The 20665-nt window shown below is 39.4% G+C and carries 19 protein-coding genes and 1 other annotated feature; of the genes, 11 read left to right on the top strand and 8 right to left on the bottom strand.

Features of this window, described 5'->3' with window-relative positions; all coding sequences use genetic code 11:
• Window positions 1-5 precede the first annotated feature (5 nt).
• From MKY45_RS21935 to MKY45_RS21900, 8 genes are all read left to right on the top strand, one after another.
• Window positions 6-830, top strand: a complete 825-nt coding sequence (locus tag MKY45_RS21935) for a sugar phosphate isomerase/epimerase family protein (RefSeq protein ID WP_256705318.1) — start codon at window positions 6-8, stop codon at window positions 828-830.
• Window positions 831-839: 9 nt separating this feature from the next.
• Window positions 840-1823, top strand: coding sequence for a Gfo/Idh/MocA family protein (locus MKY45_RS21930; protein WP_256705317.1), 984 nt, complete (start codon window positions 840-842; stop codon window positions 1821-1823).
• 213 nt (window positions 1824-2036) lie between these two features.
• On the top strand, window positions 2037-3299 hold the full coding sequence (locus tag MKY45_RS21925) for an ABC transporter substrate-binding protein (RefSeq protein WP_256705316.1): 1263 nt from the start codon (window positions 2037-2039) through the stop codon (window positions 3297-3299).
• A gap of 32 nt (window positions 3300-3331) precedes the next feature.
• The gene (locus MKY45_RS21920) at window positions 3332-4252 is read left to right on the top strand and encodes a carbohydrate ABC transporter permease (RefSeq protein WP_256705315.1); all 921 of its coding nucleotides are present in this window, start codon (window positions 3332-3334) and stop codon (window positions 4250-4252) included.
• Window positions 4253-4266: 14 nt separating this feature from the next.
• Complete coding sequence (locus tag MKY45_RS21915; RefSeq protein WP_042529005.1) at window positions 4267-5079, top strand: carbohydrate ABC transporter permease; 813 nt, start codon at window positions 4267-4269, stop codon at window positions 5077-5079.
• 23 nt (window positions 5080-5102) lie between these two features.
• Window positions 5103-6116: a Gfo/Idh/MocA family protein gene (locus tag MKY45_RS21910; protein WP_256705314.1), complete on the top strand. Its 1014-nt coding sequence runs from the start codon at window positions 5103-5105 to the stop codon at window positions 6114-6116.
• Window positions 6113-7090, top strand: coding sequence for a Gfo/Idh/MocA family protein (locus tag MKY45_RS21905; RefSeq protein WP_341173401.1), 978 nt, complete (start codon window positions 6113-6115; stop codon window positions 7088-7090). Before MKY45_RS21910 ends, MKY45_RS21905 begins: the two co-directional genes overlap by 4 nt.
• 242 nt (window positions 7091-7332) lie before the next feature.
• Window positions 7333-8100, top strand: coding sequence for a 2OG-Fe dioxygenase family protein (locus tag MKY45_RS21900; protein WP_341173400.1), 768 nt, complete (start codon window positions 7333-7335; stop codon window positions 8098-8100).
• 55 nt (window positions 8101-8155) lie between these two features.
• Here the strand turns inward: MKY45_RS21900 and MKY45_RS21895 are convergent, their stop codons facing one another.
• Entirely contained in the window at window positions 8156-9118 is a 963-nt protein-coding gene (locus tag MKY45_RS21895) for an L-lactate dehydrogenase (RefSeq protein WP_332094059.1), read from the bottom strand.
• Between the two features lie 214 nt (window positions 9119-9332).
• Window positions 9333-9587, top strand: a binding site (T-box leader).
• 67 nt (window positions 9588-9654) lie between these two features.
• On the opposite strand from MKY45_RS21895, the gene MKY45_RS21890 reads away from it, so the two are divergent.
• Window positions 9655-10875 (top strand): MFS transporter, encoded by a 1221-nt coding sequence (locus tag MKY45_RS21890; protein ID WP_289584496.1) that lies wholly within the window; start codon window positions 9655-9657, stop codon window positions 10873-10875.
• A 185-nt stretch (window positions 10876-11060) separates the two neighbouring features.
• Here MKY45_RS21890 and MKY45_RS21885 read toward each other — a convergent pair whose 3' ends face one another.
• The 4 genes from MKY45_RS21885 to pfkB all read right to left on the bottom strand — a co-directional run bounded on the left by MKY45_RS21885 (window position 11061) and on the right by pfkB (window position 15511).
• The gene (locus tag MKY45_RS21885) at window positions 11061-11564 is read right to left on the bottom strand and encodes a hypothetical protein (RefSeq protein ID WP_042529022.1); all 504 of its coding nucleotides are present in this window, start codon (window positions 11562-11564) and stop codon (window positions 11061-11063) included.
• A gap of 178 nt (window positions 11565-11742) precedes the next feature.
• Window positions 11743-12681, bottom strand: a complete 939-nt coding sequence (lacD, locus tag MKY45_RS21880; RefSeq protein ID WP_042529025.1) for a tagatose-bisphosphate aldolase — start codon at window positions 12679-12681, stop codon at window positions 11743-11745.
• A complete protein-coding gene (locus MKY45_RS21875) occupies window positions 12678-14573 on the bottom strand; it encodes a fructose-specific PTS transporter subunit EIIC (RefSeq protein ID WP_341173399.1) in 1896 nt (631 codons plus the stop codon). Before MKY45_RS21875 ends, lacD begins: the two co-directional genes overlap by 4 nt.
• Before the next feature lie 17 nt (window positions 14574-14590).
• Window positions 14591-15511: a 1-phosphofructokinase gene (gene pfkB / locus MKY45_RS21870; RefSeq protein WP_341173398.1), complete on the bottom strand. Its 921-nt coding sequence runs from the start codon at window positions 15509-15511 to the stop codon at window positions 14591-14593.
• Window positions 15512-15640: 129 nt separating this feature from the next.
• On the opposite strand from pfkB, the gene MKY45_RS21865 reads away from it, so the two are divergent.
• A complete protein-coding gene (locus MKY45_RS21865) occupies window positions 15641-16417 on the top strand; it encodes a MurR/RpiR family transcriptional regulator (RefSeq protein ID WP_042529032.1) in 777 nt (258 codons plus the stop codon).
• Window positions 16418-16796: 379 nt separating this feature from the next.
• Entirely contained in the window at window positions 16797-18041 is a 1245-nt protein-coding gene (locus MKY45_RS21860) for a dicarboxylate/amino acid:cation symporter (RefSeq protein ID WP_246529034.1), read from the top strand.
• A 1285-nt stretch (window positions 18042-19326) separates the two neighbouring features.
• On the opposite strand, the gene MKY45_RS21855 is transcribed toward MKY45_RS21860, so the two are convergent.
• The 3 genes from MKY45_RS21855 to MKY45_RS21845 all read right to left on the bottom strand — a co-directional run bounded on the left by MKY45_RS21855 (window position 19327) and on the right by MKY45_RS21845 (window position 20502).
• A complete protein-coding gene (locus MKY45_RS21855) occupies window positions 19327-19500 on the bottom strand; it encodes a hypothetical protein (RefSeq protein ID WP_256705306.1) in 174 nt (57 codons plus the stop codon).
• Window positions 19501-19609: 109 nt separating this feature from the next.
• Window positions 19610-20062 carry a DUF2269 family protein gene (locus tag MKY45_RS21850; RefSeq protein WP_042529036.1) on the bottom strand — a complete coding sequence of 151 codons (453 nt, stop codon included), beginning with the start codon at window positions 20060-20062 and terminating at the stop codon, window positions 19610-19612.
• 62 nt (window positions 20063-20124) lie between these two features.
• Window positions 20125-20502 (bottom strand): YbaN family protein, encoded by a 378-nt coding sequence (locus MKY45_RS21845; protein WP_341173397.1) that lies wholly within the window; start codon window positions 20500-20502, stop codon window positions 20125-20127.
• Between the last annotated feature and the right edge of the window lie 163 nt (window positions 20503-20665).

Here is a 20665-nt window from a genome sequence, read left to right as displayed (position 1 = left end):
ATCGTATGTTAAAGGGTATTAATCAATGGTGTTATCCGGAAGAGACTAGTTTGGAGAAAGTACTGGAATATAGCAAAGAAGCTGGTTTTGAAACAGTTGAATTAAATGTGAATCCCTCAGGTGGAATTGGTTTAACGGTGGACTCAAGGTCAGATGATGCCAAAAAAATTAAAAGTCTCATAGAAACATATGATTTGGAAATTAAAAGTATATCTACAGCATTATTATGGCAGTTTCCGTTATCTTCACCAGATGAGGCTGTCAGAGCACAGGGTAGAGCCATCGTTGAAAAGCAAATTGAATTAGCAGCTGCAATGGATGTGGATACAGTACTTGTTGTACCAGGCATTGTATCTGAGGAAGTTACTTATGATCAATGCTATCAACGCAGTCAAAAGGAGCTGCGGAAAGTGTTGCCGCTGGCAGAAAAGCACCAGGTACATATAGGGATTGAAAATGTGTGGAATAAATTTTTACTTTCTCCTCTAGAGATGTCCCGTTATGTGGATGAATTAGATTCTGAATATGCTGGCGTATATTTTGATATAGGAAATGTTCTTCAGTTTGGTTATCCAGAGCAGTGGATACGAATTTTAGGCAGCCGCATCTGTAAAGTTCATGTCAAAGATTTCAATACAAGCGTGGGAAATATTACAGGATTTGTTCCGTTATTAGCTGGAGATGTTAACTGGCAGGCAGTTAGCAAAGCATTAAAAGATTTAGGTTATAAGGGTCCGCTTACCGCAGAATTATCTCCATATAAGCTGGATACGAAAGCATTAGCAGCCGATACTGCCAAACATATTGAATTAATTATTGACGCAGGTTGATAGGAGGAGATGAAAATAAAGAAATTAAAAGCAGGGTTTATTGGAATAGGAGGAGTTGCAGCTACTCATTTAAATATTTTGAAAAAGCACAAAAGTGTAGATATTATTTCAGTCTGTGATATTGCCGAAGTAAATGCAGTTAGGGCAGCTGAAGAAATAGGAGCAAGAGCTTATACGGATACGGATGATATGTTAGAAAAAGAAACGCTGGATGTTGTTTTCCTTTGTGTTCCACCATTTGCCCACAAAGACTTGGAGCAAAAAATAGTGAGAAAAGGAATTCATTTAATGGTTGAGAAACCTGTCGGGCTAAATATGAAAGAGGTGTACGCGAAACAGGAGGTTATTCGGAAATCAGGTGTTATTTGCGCTACTGGTTATTGCTTACGATACTTGGATACTGTGCAGAAGGCCAAAGAATATTTAGCAGGTAAAGAAATAGCTATGGTACGCGGGTATTACCTATCTTCTTTTGTGGAAACTCCCTGGTACCGTACGATGTCAAAGTCAGGAGGACAATTGGTAGAGCAGGCTACGCATATCGTGGACCTTATTCGTTACTTAAACGGAGATTTTAAGAAGGTTTATGCCAATATGGCATTAAGAGTATCAGAGGATATTGAGGATATTGATATTCCAGATGTGAGTTCCGTCAACTTTACATTCGAAAATGGTGCTATTGGACATTTAGACTGTTCCTTCACTCAAAAGGACCATCGTATGGGCGTAGAATTATTAGGGAAGAATTTTCGCGTAATGATTGATGGAACAAAGCTTACTATCTTTGAAGAGGAGAATGTAATCACCTATAGTTCAGAAGTTGATTTCTATGAAGAACAAGATAATGCGTTTATTGAAGCGATTTTGACTGGAAGGACAGAAAACATTCTATCAGATTATACGAATGGCTTGAAAACTTTAGAGGCAACTCTGGCGGCTAATGAATCTCAAAAAACAGACAATGTAATTCCAATCACTAAAACAGGAAGCTGAATAAGTAATTCTGTTTTATCGAAGTGATAATCAATAGAGGCTGTCACCATGTTAAAAGATTTTGAAAGCGCTTCACGAAAGCGTGTGAATTTGCTATGAAGGAGGACATTCATTTTTTTCTGTCGAAGGCTGTGATTTGAAAATGCTGTCAAACAAGTTGTGGCTCATTATATTCCTGGCAAAACATTATTAAACCCTTTTGGAGGAGATAGAATGGGGAAAAGAGTATGCACCATATTTCTAATGATTACATTAGTCGGTATCTTAACAGGTTGTGGAAATGATACAGAAGGCGGCAGTAAAAAAACGCTGGAAGTAGCCTTGTGGGATGAAAACATAAGCGGTGCAGTGGATGCCTCTATTGAAGAATTTAATAAGGAGCATCCAGATGTTGAGGTGAACGTAACCTATACACCTTATGCCAACTATTTCACGAAATTACGAACCAGTATAGGGGGAGGGAGCGGACCAGATGTCTTTTGGATGAATGGACCTAATTTTTCTGAATATGCCTCTTATGGGCTAATCAAAGATTTGGAGCCATTTATTGAAGAAGATAGTGATTTTTCCAAGGATGCCTATTTCGATTCTATGATAGATTTATATTCTCATGAAGATCACTTATACGCTGCACCATATTTCTCGGATATTGTAGGTTTGTTTTATAATAAAAGACTATTTGATGAGGCTGGTTTGGAATATCCGGATGAAACCTGGACATGGGAGGATATTGAAGAAAAGGGAGATATCTTGGCTGATCGGGAGGAGGGAGTTTATGGATATACAGCCTATGTTGTAAGTAACCAGGCTGGCTATTATAACTTAATTCCACAGGCTGGCGGCTACATGATTGATGAAGACAAGACCCATTCAGGTTTTAATTCACCAGAAGCGCAAGAAGCGCTTACTTTTACACAGGATTTGATAGATAAGGGGATTTCACCATCTGTACAGACACAAATTGAAAACCATCCCCGCGATATGTTTATGTCAGGAATGATAGCAATGCATCCTGAAATCTCTGTGAACGCGGAGATGTTTTACAGTGAGCTTGGGGATGATTTAGGAGTAGCTCCATTACCGGCAGGAAAGGAAGAGGGCTCTATTGCACATGGGATTGGCTGGGCTATGAATGGGGACACCGAGGAAGAAGAATTGGCTTGGGATTTAATCAAGCATTTGACTGGCGAAAAAGGGAATCAGTTTATTGCTGAATCAGGCTTTAGTATCCCAGCTCAGGAATCCATGAGTGATTTATGGGTAGATTCCATGCCTGAATTGGATTTACAGGTATTTATCGACGCACAGGAAGTTTCATTTCCCTACCCTGTCTCCCAAAACACAATACAGTGGCAGGATATTGAGCAGGCAGAAATTCAAGGAGCATTTTTGGGCTATAAATCAATGAAGGAAGCTTTGGACAATGTTGCCAGAGAGATGGATATCATCTTGGAATCAGAACAGATAAATGAATAAAAATCTTTCTGTAAGAAGGGAGTTTCTAATGAATGAGTGATTCAAACGTGCTTATGAAACCGAAAAGAAGCAGGCGTAAGCGTAAGGAAGCGATGTGGGCTTATCTATTTATCGCTCCTGTTGTACTAGGGCTCTTCCTATTTTATTTGATGCCGGCTCTTGCTTCTTTTGGCTTGTCTTTCACTAGCTGGAATGGGATTAACCCTCCCGAGTTTATTGGTTTGGACAACCTGATAAGGCTGGTTCAAACAGATTCTTTTATCAGAAGCATGGTTAACACACTCGTATTTACGCTGGTTTCCGTGCCGTTAGCGGTGATGCTGGCCACGGGGATTGCCATATTGCTGAATCAAAAGATTAAAGGAATGATCGTCTATAGAACCCTTTATTTTCTGCCGGTGGTAACGATGCCGGTTGCTGTTGGGATGGTCTGGAAGTGGTTATACAACACAGATTATGGATTGCTTAATTATATACTAGGCTTACTCCATTTACCGCAGCCTGCATGGCTGTTCAATCCTAATATTGCGTTAATATCGGTTATTGTTGTGTATGTTTGGATGACAGTAGGAAACAACATTATTTTAATCCTGGCAGGTTTGCAGGGGATTTCAGAAACCTATTATGAAGCTGCCGAAATGGATGGCGCTTCAAAATTAAAACAATTATTTACGATAACCATTCCTCTGTTAACACCGACATTGTTCTTCGTGTTTATCACTGGAATAATCAGCTCTTTACAAGTGTTTGATCTGATATTCATCATGATCGGCGACAGCCATGTCTTATTAGAACCATTGCGTACACTTGTATATGGAGTTTATGAGTCAGGGTTTGAGTATTCGCAAATGGGCTATGCTTCTGCACAAGCATTTTTGCTGTTTTTAATGATACTACTCATTACTATTTTCCAGTTCGCGTTCCAAAAGAAATGGGTGCATTATGACGGATAATAAGGAGGAAGCGTATGAATAAGAAGTGGTTGATTCATTTGGTGCTGATTATTGGTGCAGTGATTATGGTAACACCATTTCTTTGGATGGTGTTAACTTCTCTAAAATCATTTGGAGAAGCAATGCAAGTGCCGATTACCATTTTTCCTGAAGAGTGGCTAGTAGAGAATTACCTTGACGTTTTTGCAAGTATCGATATGATGAGATATTACTTTAATACGCTGATGGTCACCTTAGGAAGAACATTGGGACAGTTAATTTTGTGCTCATTGGCTGCATTTGCCTTTGCAAGAATGGATTTTCCGGGAAAAAATGTCATATTTATTGTAGTCCTATCTGTTTTGATGGTGCCAATGCAAATTATTCTAATTCCAAACTACGGAATTTTAACGTCTCTGGGCTGGATTGACACCTTTTATGCTTTGATTGTTCCTGGTATGTTCAGCGCATTCGGCGTCTTCCTGTTAAGACAATTTTTCTTAGGAATACCGAAAGAGCTGGATGAGGCGGCAACGATTGATGGGTGTTCCTTTTTTGGAATCTATTGGCGCATTATTTTGCCGAACGCGACACCAGGATTAATTGCATTAGGTATATTTACGGTCCTCGCTTCTTGGAATGATTTTCTTTGGCCTTTAGTTATGACGAATTCAGAAGAAACGAGAATGCTGTCAGTAGGTATTGCAGCATTTCAGGGGCAATATTCGACGGATTATCCATTGCTGATGGCGAGTGCTGTACTATCTACTATTCCGATGCTGATTATGTTTGTTCTTTTACAGAAACATCTAGTTTCAGGAATTGCTTTACAAGGCGTTAGAAGATAATTAATAGAAAGAGGTGCACAAAAATGAATATTTTAGTTTTAGGTGCAGGGACAATGGGAAATGCCCACGCTGCTGCTTATACAGAAATGAAAGATGTAACATTATGTGGAATTGTTGATGTGAATTTTGAAAAGGCTGCTCAATTGGTTGACAAGTGTGGGACTAAAGCATTTTCTTCTTATGAAGAAGCGAAGCAGCAGATTGTGGATATTGATGTCGTATCTGTTTGTTTGCCTACTCCTTTACACAAAGAGACAGTCTTGCAAGCGGCGAGAGATAAATTTCACGTTATTTGCGAGAAGCCTTTGGCCCGCCATCTGGCTGATGCCAGAGAGATGATCGATTTCTGTGAACAGCAGGGAGTTCGCTTATTCGTAGGCCATGTGGTACGCTTTTTTCCAGAATATGTACAGGCGAAAGAAGTAGTAGATTCACAAAAAATAGGCCAGCCGGTAATTGCAAGAACAACGAGAGGAGGAGCATTTCCAAATGCCTCTAATGACTGGTATGCAAACTTTATTAAAAGCGGAGGTTTGATTTTAGACACAGTTATTCATGATTTTGATTTTTTAAGATGGTGCTTTGGAGAAGTAGAGCGTGTATATGCAAAAACAAGCAGAGGAAGAGCGGCTGGGAAATTAGAATATTCCTTAGTCACACTTCGATTTGAAAACGGAGTAATTGCTCATGTAGAAGGTACCTGGGCACATCAGAACTTCCATACGAAGTTAGAAATTGCAGGGAAGGAAGGGATAATTCAACATGATAGTACTTCGGTGAGCCCTGTCGTAGTAGAAAAAAGCGCATCAGTTGATGAGGTTGTAGGGGTAGCGGTTCCGTCCAGTCCAACGCAGTATAGTCCATATTATCTTGAAATAGAGCATTTTATTTCTTGTATTAAAGAAGGAAAGGAAGCGAGAGTGACCGCAGAAGACGCCTATAAAGCGCTAGAGATTTCATTAGCTGCTTTACAATCGATTGAGTCGGGAGAGCCGGTTTATCTTAAACAATTTTCCAGTTTGGAGGGGGTAAAATGAAGGTAGGTATTATTAGTTTTGCTCATGGACATGCGTATAGCTATGCAAATGCTTTAAACAATTTGCCGGAGATAGAGTTACATGGTATTGCTGATGAAGAGGAAGTGAGAGGGAAAGACGCAGCGGAACAGTTTAATACCAAATATTTTTCGGATTATCATGACTTATTAAAGGAACCGATTGATGCTGTGATTATTACATCAGAGAATCAAAAGCATTTTGAACACGTCAAAGCTGCAGCGAATCATGATAAGCATGTACTATGCGAAAAACCTTTGTCTTCTAATGTGAAGGATGCGGAAGAAATGATTAAGATTTGCCGGGAAAAAGGCGTGATTTTACAAACTGCATTTCCGGTAAGGTTTAATAAACCTGTGCAAAATGCGAAACAAACGATAGACACGGGGGATTTAGGGAATATTATTGCTGTTAAAGGTACAAATAGAGGGACTAATCCTGGAGGATGGTTTGTGCAGAAAGAGAAATCTGGCGGAGGGGCAGTTATCGATCATACTGTTCATGTAGTCGACCTTATTCGTTGGTTTACTAACGCAGAAGTAACAGAGGTATACGCTGAAATAGATGATAAACTATCCGAGGGGGAGATAGATGATACTGGGCTGTTAACCATGGAATTTGATAACGGTATGTTTGCGACATTGGATTGCAGCTGGTCTCGTAATAAGGATTATCCAACTTGGGGAGACGTTACCTTAGAAATAATAGGAACGAAAGGAACGCTCTCTGTGGATGCTTTTGCCCAGAAGCTGGATGTATATAGTTCAGAGGGCGTTAAATGGAATTTCTGGGGAGATGATATGGATGAGGGATTGATAGAGAATTTTATCCAGGCTGTCAAAGAAAACAAAGATCCATTTATTACAGGAGAAGATGGATTAAGAGCTTTGGAAGTAGCTATGGCTGCCTACCACTCATCCGCTAGAAAAACCGCAGTAATGCTAAGTGAATTATGATTTTAATGCTGACAAGACCTCACAAACTAGTTTCAATCTGTGGGGTTTTTCGCTTTTTGGTTTCATTTAACAAACGCTAAGTTTGAAAAGAGATTTCTGCAGTACCGATTCGGTAATTGCTAATATGGTTACATCATCTACATACCCCTTGCTCCATTTGTCTTTTCAACTCAAATCATCTAAAATAATAACTTGGATCCCATTTTTTAAGCAAACCGATGAAGATAAAAGGAGTAATATAGATGAGCAATTTAAAAAAGAATGGCTATGCGCGGTATGATTTAATGCAGCAATTAGACTATGAAGGAATAGAAGCAGATTACCAAGCTTTATTGGATTATTTCGAGGATCTGCCTATCGATGAATATGCAAAAGACTTAAATCGTTATAGAAGATATTCACGCGCTTTGGTATTGCCAACTTCTGGTCAGATTGAATGGCTGCCAACGCTGACGAAGGATGGGGAGGAATACTCTGCGTACTTCCAAGGGAAATTTAATCCGGAATATCCGGGTTCCTATCGGGAATTCCCTTGTATAGATAAGGAAATACAGAATAATAAGCTATTGGAAAAAATTATTCTGTTTGATTATCATGAAACGTTTTGGAAGGAAGAAGACCGGATTATGCCGATTCATGCCGGCGTACATTTTGTAAAGCTGTACGTACAAAATGATACGGATAAGGCTGTTTCTTCCCCGAACTGCTTTCATCAGGACGGAGAACCATTTACCTTTGCCCATTTAATTAAAAGAGAAAATGTCAAAGGCGGTACGAACGCTATTGGTATTCCTAAAGCGGCAGGAGAAACGTTTGATACAGTCAATCAGGATGATGTGATAGAGATTTTTGAGATTACCAAGCCTTTGGAATCTTATGGTGTGGAGGATTCGGCAGTTTCGCATTATGTCAGCCCGATTGAAAAAGGGGACGCGGAAGAAGCTGGAGTACGTTCTGTTATTTTAATTGATTATCAGCAAACTGTTGTTGCTGATGTAGATGATGAGTAAATAAAAAACGTAATGTGAGGCGGGAAAACCTTTCTCACATTACGTTTTTTAAACTTTATATGCGCTTAATCGCAGGCTCATAAATAGATTTCAACGTTTGAACACTATGAGCAAATTTTTCCTGTTCTTCTTCATTCATTGGCACTTCAATAATTTCACGGATGCCAGAACGGTTAATGATAGATGGAACACCGATGCATACGTCTTCTGCACCATATTGACCTTGTAAATAACTGCTTGTTGTCAACACGATATTTTCGTTTCTTAGAATGGCTTCGGTAATTCGTGCTAAGCTCATGGCAATACCATAGAAGGTAGCGCCTTTTTTCTCAATAATGTGATAAGCTGCATCCCGAACCTCTACAAAAATCTGGTCAAGGTCTTCTGCGTTATAATCGTCATGATTATCTAAATACGTTTGCAGGGGAACAGGACCAATGGTTACTCTGCTCCAAAGCGGGAGCTCTGTATCCCCGTGTTCACCGACAATATAGGCATGAACTGCTTTCGGAGAAATATCGAAATACTCTCCAAGCTTATAACGAAGACGGGAAGAGTCTAAGGTTGTTCCGCTTCCGACAACACGGTGAGCAGGGAAACCGCTGAATTCAATAACTGCTTGCGTTAAGACATCTACAGGATTGGTTGCAATGAGGAAAATACCGTCGAAGCCGCTCTCCATCACATCATCCACAATCCCTTTAAATATCTTCATGTTTTTTTCAACGAGGTCTAAGCGTGTTTCACCCGGTTTTTGGTTTGCTCCTGCACAAATACAAACAATATCTGCATCTTTACAGTCTTGATATTCTCCCAGCCAAACATTGGTTGGAGATGGGGCGAACGCTTTCCCGTGGTTGAGATCCCACACATCTCCAAGCGCTTTATCTGCGAATAAATCAATAATAGCTAATTCCTCTGTAATACCCTGGTTTATAAGTGAAAATGCATAACTGACACCGACAGACCCGGCTCCAATCAATACAACGCGATTTACTTTTCCATGATTTGCTGTCATTTTTAACACATCCTTTAAAGTAGTATACGAATCATTCTATACTTAAACAGTGAGCCATTACACAATTTAAGTCAATAGTTTTATAATATTTCGGAAATAGAAGTTTGAAACGAAACTTCGTTCAGTCGGAGTTTTTGTTCTTCTCTGTGATAAAATAACACTTGTCATTTTTATGGAACCATGTATAATATTTCTAAACTCGACATACATCCTATCAAAAGCGTTGAAGAGAAGAGTAAATATAAGGGAAGCATAACAGAGAACTCCGGAAGCTGAAAAGGAGGATGCGGAACTATATTGAAGCAAGCCTCGTAGCTGCACATTGGATTGTTATATGATGATGTGCCGGTGCTCCCGTTATCGAGAAAAGCAATGATTTGCTGTTGCTTATGGAGGTTTCTGCAGCGATGCAGAAACAGAATGAGGTGGCACCACGATCTTCTGTGATATAAGAAGTCCCGTCCTCAAAGTTGAGATAACTTTGAGGGCGCGGGCTTTTTTTATTTTATAAAAAAGCTTAAAAAAGGAGAGATGGAATGGAAGGGACTTGGGAAAGGTGGAAAAACACCTCATTATTGTTAACGGGAATTGGTGTATCTAATCTGGGAGCATGGATATACCTGATTGCATTAAATTTAATTGTTTTGGAAATGACGGGCTCTCCGCTTGCGGTTTCTGTGTTATATATTTTGATACCGTTGGCAGCAATGTTCACCAATTTTTGGGCCGGTACCATGATTGACCGTTGGAATCAAAAGAACATGATAATCGGATTAGATGTATTTCGGGCAGGCCTTATAGGTATACTTCCTTTTTTAGATTCCTTATTGCTCATCTATGTGTTGGTATTTGGAATTAATGTAGCCAGTGCGGTGTTTGAGCCGGCCTCTATTGTCTACATGACCAAATTGGTTCCAAAAGGAGACCGTCAGCGGTTCAATGCCCTTCGTAACTTTATTAATTCCTGCGGGTTTATTTTAGGACCGTCGATTGCAGGGGCATTGTTTATGGTCGGCAGTCCTTCCTTTGCTATATTTATAAATGCTGCTGCATTATGTATTTCTGCCATGATAATCCTTTTCCTTCCCAATTTGCATGAACAGGGAAAAATAAGTGATAGAATCGATATCCATTCTGTCATCCAGGATTGGAAGAAGATTCTTGCATATAGCGGCAATCACAAATATATTACCTTGATTTATATTCTGTTTGGGGGCGTAACAGTTTTTATGACAGGGCTGGACTCGTTAGAGGCAGCTTTTGCAATAGAGGTGCTATTGTTGGATGAAAGCACCTATGGCTTTTTAGTTAGTATTGCGGGCGCAGGGATTATAGCTGGTTCTTTGATAAATGCAATGTTTGCGAAGTACTTAAAAATTAATATGCTGATGGGGCTAGGGGTAATAGGTACGCCCGCTGGTTATTTGTTTTTTGCTTTCTCAACAGATTTTACAACAGCAGCAATCGGTTTCTTCCTGCTGACATTTGCGCTTTCTTTTGCCAACACGGGCTTCCTGACCTTTTATCAAAATAATATTCCTGTAGAGATTATGGGGCGTTTTTCAACGATTTTTGGACTAATCGAAGCGGCATGTATTATATTGTTGACATTAATTATTGGAATAGCAGCTGAAATGATGGACATTAGATTGGTTTATATCGTGGGTTCGTTCTTGTTTTTAGGTCTGGGTCTATTCTCCAATATGCTGGTGCAAGGAAAGAAGAAAAGAAAATATTATCAATTAAATGAAGGGTAATATATTTGTTTTTTCTGCAAGTAATGGTGTACGAGGTAATTAAAATAATATTATAATTACCTCGTACAAAGAGGGGAAACCTGTATAAACATATCATTATTTGCTTATGCAGGGACCTTCATTCGATATATTCAATAAGACTGGTCACAGAAAAGAAGACATCGATTATGCCGCAGCCGAGCAAACTAGCCTTCGTCTTCTTCAAAGAAAGCGTGAAAATAGGCATAAACAGCATTTTCCGTATCCAATACTTTGTATAGCCTTCCTTCCTGATCTGACGGAACAACCCGTATGTATTCATTGGAGAGGTATAGATAGAGCGTATCTCCATCAGACAGGTTCATTTCTGCGGTATATTCCGGGCTGTCGCTTGTAATCCGTCCGCCCTGATAAATATGGACATCTTCAATCAGCATTCGGGTGATATCATTTGATTGATCCAATACAATTTCTTTCTCATTCTCTGATTGTACAGGCTCATCGCTATCTAAGTGACTGGAGTCCGATTTTGTAAGACGAATCGAATCAACATGTCTCCGTTCCCCTTCCGTGGTCAGAACTTCTGTTAAAACAACGGGCAGATTTGTTGGCAGGGAAGTAAAGGATATTTTAAAGAAGAAAATAAGTGCAAGCAGGATAATGATGATAACAGCAAGGATGCTGCTGATAATAATGTATTTTTTAGGCATGGATTCCGCTCCTTATAATAGGAAGTTCAAAAATCAAAATGATCCGTTTAACACGTGCGATAATATCGTTCCATCGTTAGTAGCATGCAACAAACTGAATAATAACATACTATCAATAAGAAGCAGAAAGGATATGACGAAAAAACCCAGTGTGCACACTGAGCTTTTTCTACCTTTGTTAGGAAATAGATGTAGCTGTTTCTTGAACCACTTTATCCAGTTCCTGAATATTTTTAATGCCTTCTGTCTGCAGCCATTTCGCAGCAGCTTCTCCATCCACGTTTTTGAATTCAGATGTTGCGCCGCTCCAAGTTGCTCTGCCGCATAGAACACCGTTAAAGGCAGATTCCGCTTCTTTGGCAAAACGCAATGTTTCCTGGAATAATTCCGGTGTAACGCCTGCACTTAAAAAGATGAATGGCAGGCTGGTCGCTTCTGACTGTTCTTTGAAAACAGCTTTTGCTTCCGCTTGGGTTTGAGCTGTATCTCCTTCTGCATAGCCTTCCACAAAGTTCATATTGACAGGAACCTCTACTTTTAACACATCCACGTTAAATCTTGACTCGCTATAGCGTTTCATTGCTTCAATCACTTTTTTCGGTTTTACTTTAGCAAATTCCAATCCCTTTTCATTGCCAATCGAATCATCATAGGTAAGAATTTCTAAGAAAAATGGAATCTCCTCTGCGACACATTCACTGCCGACGCGTTCTACAAAAGCTTCTTTAGCTTCATTGATTTCTTTACTTTCATCTACATCCACATAGATCAATAATTTAATTGCGTCAGCGCCTGCAGCTTTCAGGTTTTTGACAGAGCAATTCGGAATTAAATCCGGAAAACGTCCAGGCTCTTGTTTGTCGTAGCCTGTTTGTTCATAAGCCAATATTAATCCGCAATTTTCATCTCTTTTCCTTGCTGCTGCTAATCCATATTCAGGGTCAAGCAGGATAGAAGAAGCGTAAGGAGTCAGTTCTTCAGAAACAATCTGTTTGAAGGCTGAAATCTGCTCGCCGGAAATATCCTCGCCCATCATTCTTCTTAGTGCACCACGCTGGTCAATAGCAAGTGCAGAAATAATCCCCTGATCATTTATGAGTTTTTTTAAATTTTTCATTTTTTAACGCCTCCAAGTAATAATTCTTTTATCTCCGCTTCGGATTGAGAAGCTTTTAGCTGGTTAATAAAATCTTGATTCATCAGTTTTCTGGAAAGAGCCGATAAGATATCTAAATGTTCGTTGCTGCTTCCATCTGGTACGAGAATACTGATAACAAAGTCTGTTGGTTTTCCGTCCATTGCAGGCCAATCAATGCCTTCTGTCAATTGAACGACCATTAATTTTGCTTGTTGGATTACTTCACTTTTCACATGAGGAATAGCGATTCCGTTTTCCATACCTGTCGAGCCTTCTGCTTCTCTTTTTTGCAGACCGCTTGCTACTTTTTCTGCATCTGTTGCAATATTTAATGCTGCAGCTTTATCTGCTATAAACGCCAGAACCTCCTCTTTTGAGTGAAGCTTTTGCTGCAGATGAATTTGGTTTGTTTCTAAAAGCTCCCCCTGTTCACGTGGCGCAGGTGTTTCTTGTTGTACTGGCGCAGCCGCTTGCTCAGGATTGCTTTTTCGTTGATGTCTTTTTTGTTCTAATGCCATTAAGAATCCGGAAATCACCGCACCAATCAGAATTGCCAAGACCCATAAGAAGGCATGAGTGACCACAGGCAGAACGATAAATCCGCCATGCGGTGCAGGGACTTCTACTTTAAACATATACGTCAGCATGGCAGCGATAGAAGAACCTACCATGATAATTGGGATAATGGTAAACGGACGTTTTGCTGCAAAAGGTATCGCGCCTTCTGTAATATGCGTTGAACCTAATAGAAAGTTGACATAGCCGGCACTTGCTTCTGCCTGGTTATAGCTGCGTCTCGCAAATAATACCGAGAATCCGGTTGCGAGCGGCGGAACGATACACGCCGCAGAAACACCTGCCATAAATAAGAAATTACCTTGTGCCAGAAGTGCTGTACCTGTTACATAGGCCGCTTTGTTGACGGGGCCGCCCATATCAAATGCACTCATAATACCTACAATCAACCCTAATAAGATCGGGTTAGAATCCTGGAAACTGCTTAGGAAGTCCATCATTCCCTGGTTGATTGCCTCCATCGGAACAGACAGATACCACATCGCAAATCCGCCGATAAAGATACCGAGAACCGGAATTAAAAAAATAGCTTTTAAACCATCTAATGATTTTGGCAGGTTCTTTAGTGCTTTCATAAGCAGTAAAACAAGGCCTCCAGCTAAGAAGCCGCCAACAATTCCTCCTAAAAATCCGGTGCCGTTTGTATCAGCAATCATACCGACAATAAAACCAATAATAAGGCCGGGTCGATTACCGATGGATTGTGCAATATAAGCACTTAAAACAGGAACCATCAATCCCATTGCTAATCCGCCGATGGTATTCATTTGTTCGGCAATAACATTATATTGAGACGATTCAGGGTCAGCTGAATAAATTCCAAACATAAAGGAAACAGCAATCATCACCCCGCCGGCAACAACTAAAGGAAGCATATGGCTGACACCATTCATCAGATGTACATAAAGCTGATGCCATATGCTGGCTGATTCTTGATTGCTGTCGTCATTCGATTGCGCCGCTTCACCCGAACCTTTATAGACCGCTACATTCCCCGATATAGCTCTATCTATTAATTCCTCAGGGTTTTTAATACCTTTTGAAACGGAAACATTGATTACTTTTTTGCCATGAAAACGGTCGATATCCACGTTTTTATCTGCAGCAATAATAATGACTTCTGCGTCTTTGATTTCTTGAGCAGTAAACTGATTTTCTGTTCCTCTTTGTCCATGTGTTTCGACTTTGATGGAAACGCCTTTTTCTGCTGCTGTTTTTTCAAGTGCTTCCGCAGCCATAAACGTATGCGCAATTCCTGTTGGACAGCCAGTAACGCCTAAAAAACGATATGTCATGATGTTCATCCTTTCTTTTAAATGGTTACTACTTGTACTTTTAAGTTTTGCATCAATTGATCGACATCCTCAAAATCGGTTAATCCAGAGCGGAAAGCCGTTGAAGAACCTGCCGCTACAGCTTTTTTCAATGCTGCTTCGGGGGAACTGGTCTGTAAGGTGCTGTAAAAGGCAGCCAGCATCGTATCGCCAGAGCAGGCGGTGTTCACGACATCCCCTTTTGGTGCTGGACAGTAGAGCATTGTGTCTTTATTAACAAAGTAAGCACCTTCGCCTCCCAGAGAAACTAATATATTTTGACAGCCTTGATCTACTAATTTTTGAGCTGCTCTCAATATTGCTTGTTCTGATTCGAGTTCCTCCTCTGGAAACAGGGCTTGCAGCTCTTCGTCATTCGGTTTGATCAAGTAAGGCCGGTAGTGAACTAATTCACTTAAGATCGGATGACTTATATCTAAAATCAATCGAAATCCAATATCAGAAGCATGCTTTGCGATGGAAACCAGAATGGATGGATTTACGCCTTTCGGCAGGCTGCCTGACACAAATAACACGTCATCCTTTGTAAATCTGGCAATTTTAGTTATTAATTCATCAATTTTTACATCTGTAATTTCCGGACCGCCATTAACAATTTTGTACTCACCCTGATTGGATTTTACAAATGCATTAATTCTTGTGACACCATCAACTTCCGTAAAATCAGTGTCGATATTCATTTGGTTTAGTTCATCCTGAATATAATGCCCGCTGAACCCTGCTATATAACCGATAGCTGTCGAGGGGACGCCAAGCTTTTTTAAAATAATGGATATATTGACTCCTTTGCCATTTGGCTGGAATTCATCGTATATGCTTCGGTTCACCTTATCCGGAAGAAAATCTTCCATTTCGATGAACATGTCAATCGCTGTATTTAACGTGCATGTATAAATCATGGTTCATCATCCTTCCTTACTTAAAGTATGACACGTCATGAAATGAAAATGTTTGCATTATATGTGGTATAGTTAGAAAATAGATGAAAAAGATTTCAAAAGGATATTCGAAAAGGGCGGGTGTTAAGCGTGAATTTCCAACAGCGGATTCAGCATTATTACAATGAATTAAGCAGCAGTGACAAGCATTTATTGGATTATATTGAATCACATCATGCGACAATGGGGGAGATTTCCATCACCCAGTTAAGTGAGAAAGCAAATGTTTCCACATCCACGATTGTCCGATGCATGAAAAAACTCCACTATCGGGGGTTTACAGATTTTAAATTTCAATTTGTTTCTGAGAAGTCACAGCAATTCCCGGGAGCATTGGAGAAAATAAAAAATATTGATTCTCAAATCCAATCTGCTATTTTCAAGAATCAGGAGGAAGTAACGAATACCATTAATTATCTGGATTCCTCCATTATCGAAGATGCTTTAGTTGCAGTGAAATATAGTAAAAAAATTACGATATTTGCCAGAGGCTTCTCGGAGCATATCTCCAATGAGATGGCGGTAAAGCTGCAGCTGCTGGAAAAGCATTGTGAAGAGCATACCGACCCGAATATTATTCGTATTAAATCGAAAAAGTTTACGCGTGATGATTTAGTTATCTTTGTATCGCTAAATGGGGAAACAGAAGAATTAGTAGAAGCGGCACAATTTTGCAAGCGAAATAATGTAAAAACGATTTTGCTGACGACAAATAAGGAAAGCAGTCTGTTTCAGTTATGTGATATTAATTTGCTGGGCTATAAGTCGAAGCAGAGCTTTTTCCCGGACTATGAGGTGCGTTCGCGTCTGCCGCTGCAGGTGCTGGCCCGGATATTTCTGGATGCTTATGTGATTCGGTTTAAGTAGTTTTTTTGGGGGGGAACTGGAGTTTAGTAGTAACAATCCAGTATAAGCTGAATAATTTAAAAAACTCGTGAATCAGATTGGTTAATGTTTTATATTAATAAAAACCATTAGAGAGCAGATAAGCATTTCCTAAATGTTAATGATTAGAACCGGAATATATGACATAAGATATTCATAAAATGTAGAAACACTCGTCATCTAGAGTGGGGCTACATTTTTTGGGTTATATGGAAACAAATTTTAATACTTTATGTAGTTATTAGTTGAATCTGGCAGCGACCGTTTCAGGTGATAGGCTTTAAATGGAATCATTTAGCTTTTTATTTTATGGTAGCGCTTTCTTTTTTGTGGAGTTCAATTTGATTAGAGAGGGTGTCTGATGATGAAAGCTAACAACCTAACCAGAAATATACTTATCGCATTAGTAGCTGGTGCCGTGGCCGGGATGGCTCTGACATTTGCTCCTGAAAGTTTTTTTGGTCCTTTGGACAGATATGTGCTGGACCCGGTTGGTCAAATATTTATTAATCTCATTATGATGCTGGTTGTCCCGTTGGTATTTGTGTCCATTGTTTTGGGGACGGCAGGTCTTGGCGAGCCGGCAAAATTGGGGAGAATCGGTGTTTTTACGATTACTTTCTTTTTAACAACTACGGCGTTTGCCATCAGTATCGGTTTAGCATTAGCTTACCTGGTAAAGCCAGGGAGAACGGGTATATTTGAAACATCTAACCTGGGTGACTTTACACCGAGCGAGGCACCGCCGATTATGGAAACATTAGTTAGTATCATTCCGGCTAATCCGATAGCGGCTATGTCTGCTGGGGAGATGCTGCAAATTATTGCCTTTGCCGTGTTTATCGGGGTGGCCTTAGCTTATTTAAATGAAAAGACAAAAGGTATTTTTAACTTATTTGAACAAGCAAACGATATTTTAGGCTGGCTTGTTATGCTGGTAATGCGATTTGCTCCATATGGTGCTTTTGCGCTTATTGCATCAGCAATTGGCGGTGCCGGACTGGATGCAGTTGATTCCATGTTAAGTTATATGTTAACCGTTATTGCAGGGCTGCTTCTACATGCGTTGCTTATTTACTCTCTGGCTATCTGGTTCTTGGGGCGAAGGAATCCAATTACATTCTATAAAGGCTTCTTTCCTGCGATGACAGTAGCATTTAGCACAGCCAGTTCCAATGCAACGCTTCCTGTATCGTTGAAAGCTGCACAAGAAAATCTTGGTGTAAAAAAAGAAATCAGCAGCTTTGTCCAGCCGCTGGGAGCAACCATTAATATGGATGGTACGGCAATTATGCAGGCTGTTGCGACCGTATTTATTGCCCAGGTATATGATTTGCCGCTTACGATGATTGATCTTTTAATGGTCGTGCTTGTTGCTACCTTAGCAAGTGTCGGTACGGCTGGTGTGCCGGGAGTTGGTTTGATCATGCTGGCCATGGTGCTGAATCAGGTCGGTCTGCCTGTGGAGGGTATCGCATTAATTATTGGTATCGACCGTATTCTTGATATGCTGCGAACATCTCTTAATATCTCTGGAGATGCGGCATGTGCGTATATTTTATCTGAACGGGAAAAGCGGAGAGAGAACAAGCAAGTGAAGGGCTAGGAATATAGAATAAAACCTTCTTCACTTATCTGTATCTTCTCAGGAATTGTTTTAAGAAGAAGTATTGTGGAAAAACAGCGTACTCCCAATAGAGAGTACGCTGCTTTTCCTTTATAAAGTCGACGGTATATTTTATCGCAGTGGGGGATGAAAAGAAAACCCCGCTGATTGCAGTTTCACTTTATATGAAAAAAGAGAGTATAAACCTGCATATATAAAAAACAATGGGAAGGATTGAAATAAAGAGGCCGACTCTTTTAATTTTAAATAAATAGTATAAAATGGCTCCCAAACCCCAGACAGCAATGAGTAAAAAGAAATTCAGGCCAAAATAATCATTATCTCCCTCAGCAATAGCTCTCCCCATGAAAAAGAAAGATAAGATGGTGGTGATAAATCCCGTTATGATGAAATAGAGCAGAAAGGAGCGATTGTTGCTTCCTTGTAATTTATTTTCTGAAGTAGACTTCATGTGAAATCCTCTCCTATTCAAGTGATTCGTTATAACTTTGTCCAAGAAGTTAAATGTTTTCCTATTTTTATTGTATACCCTCTAATTATTCTCTGTAAATTGATTGCATTTCATTCAAGATGAAGCTGGTAGAACCCTTTCTATTTGTAGGAATATTTGTGAAGTGTTACGGTGAAACGATAGGAATCATTTTATGGAGGGATCTGAATGAGTGGTAAACTAGATGGGAAAATTGCTATTGTAACTGGTGGAACCGGCGGAATTGTTAAAGCGACTGTAGAATTATTTTTAGAAGAAGGGGCTTTTGCATAATCAGGGTAACCGATTGTGTAGCAGTTCCTTCTTAATTCATGAAAATTTAATAGTTGGTGATTTAAAAAGAATAGGTGTAAATAGAGTTGGGGTTTACAGTCTTAAAATTAAATTTTTATTCATTTACATTAACTATTGGGAAATTCATGAAAAAAGCTAATCAGTAACTTTATTTTTTATAAATGTATAAATTATTCCTATAATAGAAATTAAAACTATAGCAATAATCCCGGTCGTTACTGTGTCTTGAAGAGCAAGCGCCAGGTCAGTCAACCAATGATAGATGAGAAGTAATGTAAATCCTATGATTGCACCGCATAATATTTTTGCAAGCGTCCTTAAATAGGCGATACATGTTCCCTCTTTAAATTAATCCTTTTTATTTACTTCCCTTTATTAATATATACAAACCCAATCAAAAGAAGTATTTAAGATTATTTTCTTCTTTCGATGTTATACATATTTAAAGCAATACGGTTATGCCCCATGGCTTTAAAGTTTTTAATCAAACCATCCTGCTTCCATATCCAGACCGTCTTCATTACTGTCGATGCTTTCTTCATAAATGACTTCATCCATTGTCATGTTTGGAGTGTAGTAAAAGAAATAATAAATGGCGCCGATGATTCCAATTAAAATGACAGCGGATATAGTTATCTTTATACTTTTTCCCACTATATACCGCCTTTTATATAAAAGTACCCTGCATCTTTCCTTTTTCAAACATGAAAAAAGACTGGGGGAATCCCAGTCAGATAGAAAAATAACCCTTTTTCCATAAAACTCAAAAAGGCTTGGTAATCATCAATGCAATAATAATTAAAAACAGCGTATTGATAAGATGCTCATAGAAAAATAGCCGTTTAGACAAAATGAAGTATTCTGCTGGAATGTCTTCTCCTTTATGCTCCTTCAACAATGCCTTAATCGGCTTAGAGCTGGAAACTAATACCGTCGGACCAGACACGAGAGCAAGTAAAAAAAGAATGAGGCTGATCCAAAACCATCCTTGCTGAAAGAGGTATGTATTTAAAAACCCCATCCATAATCCGGTAACGAGTAACAAGGTACCGCCAATCATGACGAATTGATGCAATTTGTTACGGAGGGCATACGCATGCCGCAGTTCTGTCATGTTAGAAGCCTTTTTAGCAATTGGCGTCATCACAAAACCAGGTCCCATCCCTAAAATGGCAGAAAAGATATGTATAAATACGAGTATTTCATAAAATGTCATACTGTCTGTCACCTCCAAATACAAACAGCATGCCATCCTTTATGGCAACAGGTACGCCATTTCTAGACAGCATGCTTTTGAAGTGTTTTTTGTTTCAGGATAAATCCTGTAAAGAAGGCTCCAATCAGTGCAAGCAGGATTTTTACGGCAACGAGTGGAACAACAAAAACGATGGTAAAGGATAAGGATAACCATAAAACCGATACAGCAGTGATTTTTACTTTTAATGGGATGCCTTTTCCTGCACGGTAATTTTTGATATAAGAGCCAAAATATTTATTTTCAAGCAGCCAATGATATAATCTTTCTGAGCTTTTCGCGTAACATGCTGCAGATAATAATAAAAATGGTGTCGTAGGTAATAGGGGTAAAATTATACCGATGATACCCAGTCCCAGTGATAAGGATCCGCAGCTGACAAAAAATGCTTTTTTCATCATAACACCTACTTCAGCTTTAAATGAAATGCTGCCAAGAAAAGCAGCCAATACGTTTTTTCATAAGAGATTACTTCTATTTTACAATATAATTCCTGCCTGTGAAGGAAAATAAAATGACTAATTTGTGTAGATTCTAGAGGACTCTGGGAAATGTGAAGTAACT

Source organism: Oceanobacillus sp. FSL K6-0251 (assembly GCF_038004725.1).
GTDB lineage: Bacteria > Bacillota > Bacilli > Bacillales > Amphibacillaceae > Oceanobacillus > Oceanobacillus oncorhynchi.
Note: the sequence above shows the minus strand (reverse complement) of the source record. Positions and strands in the feature narration are given on the sequence as shown.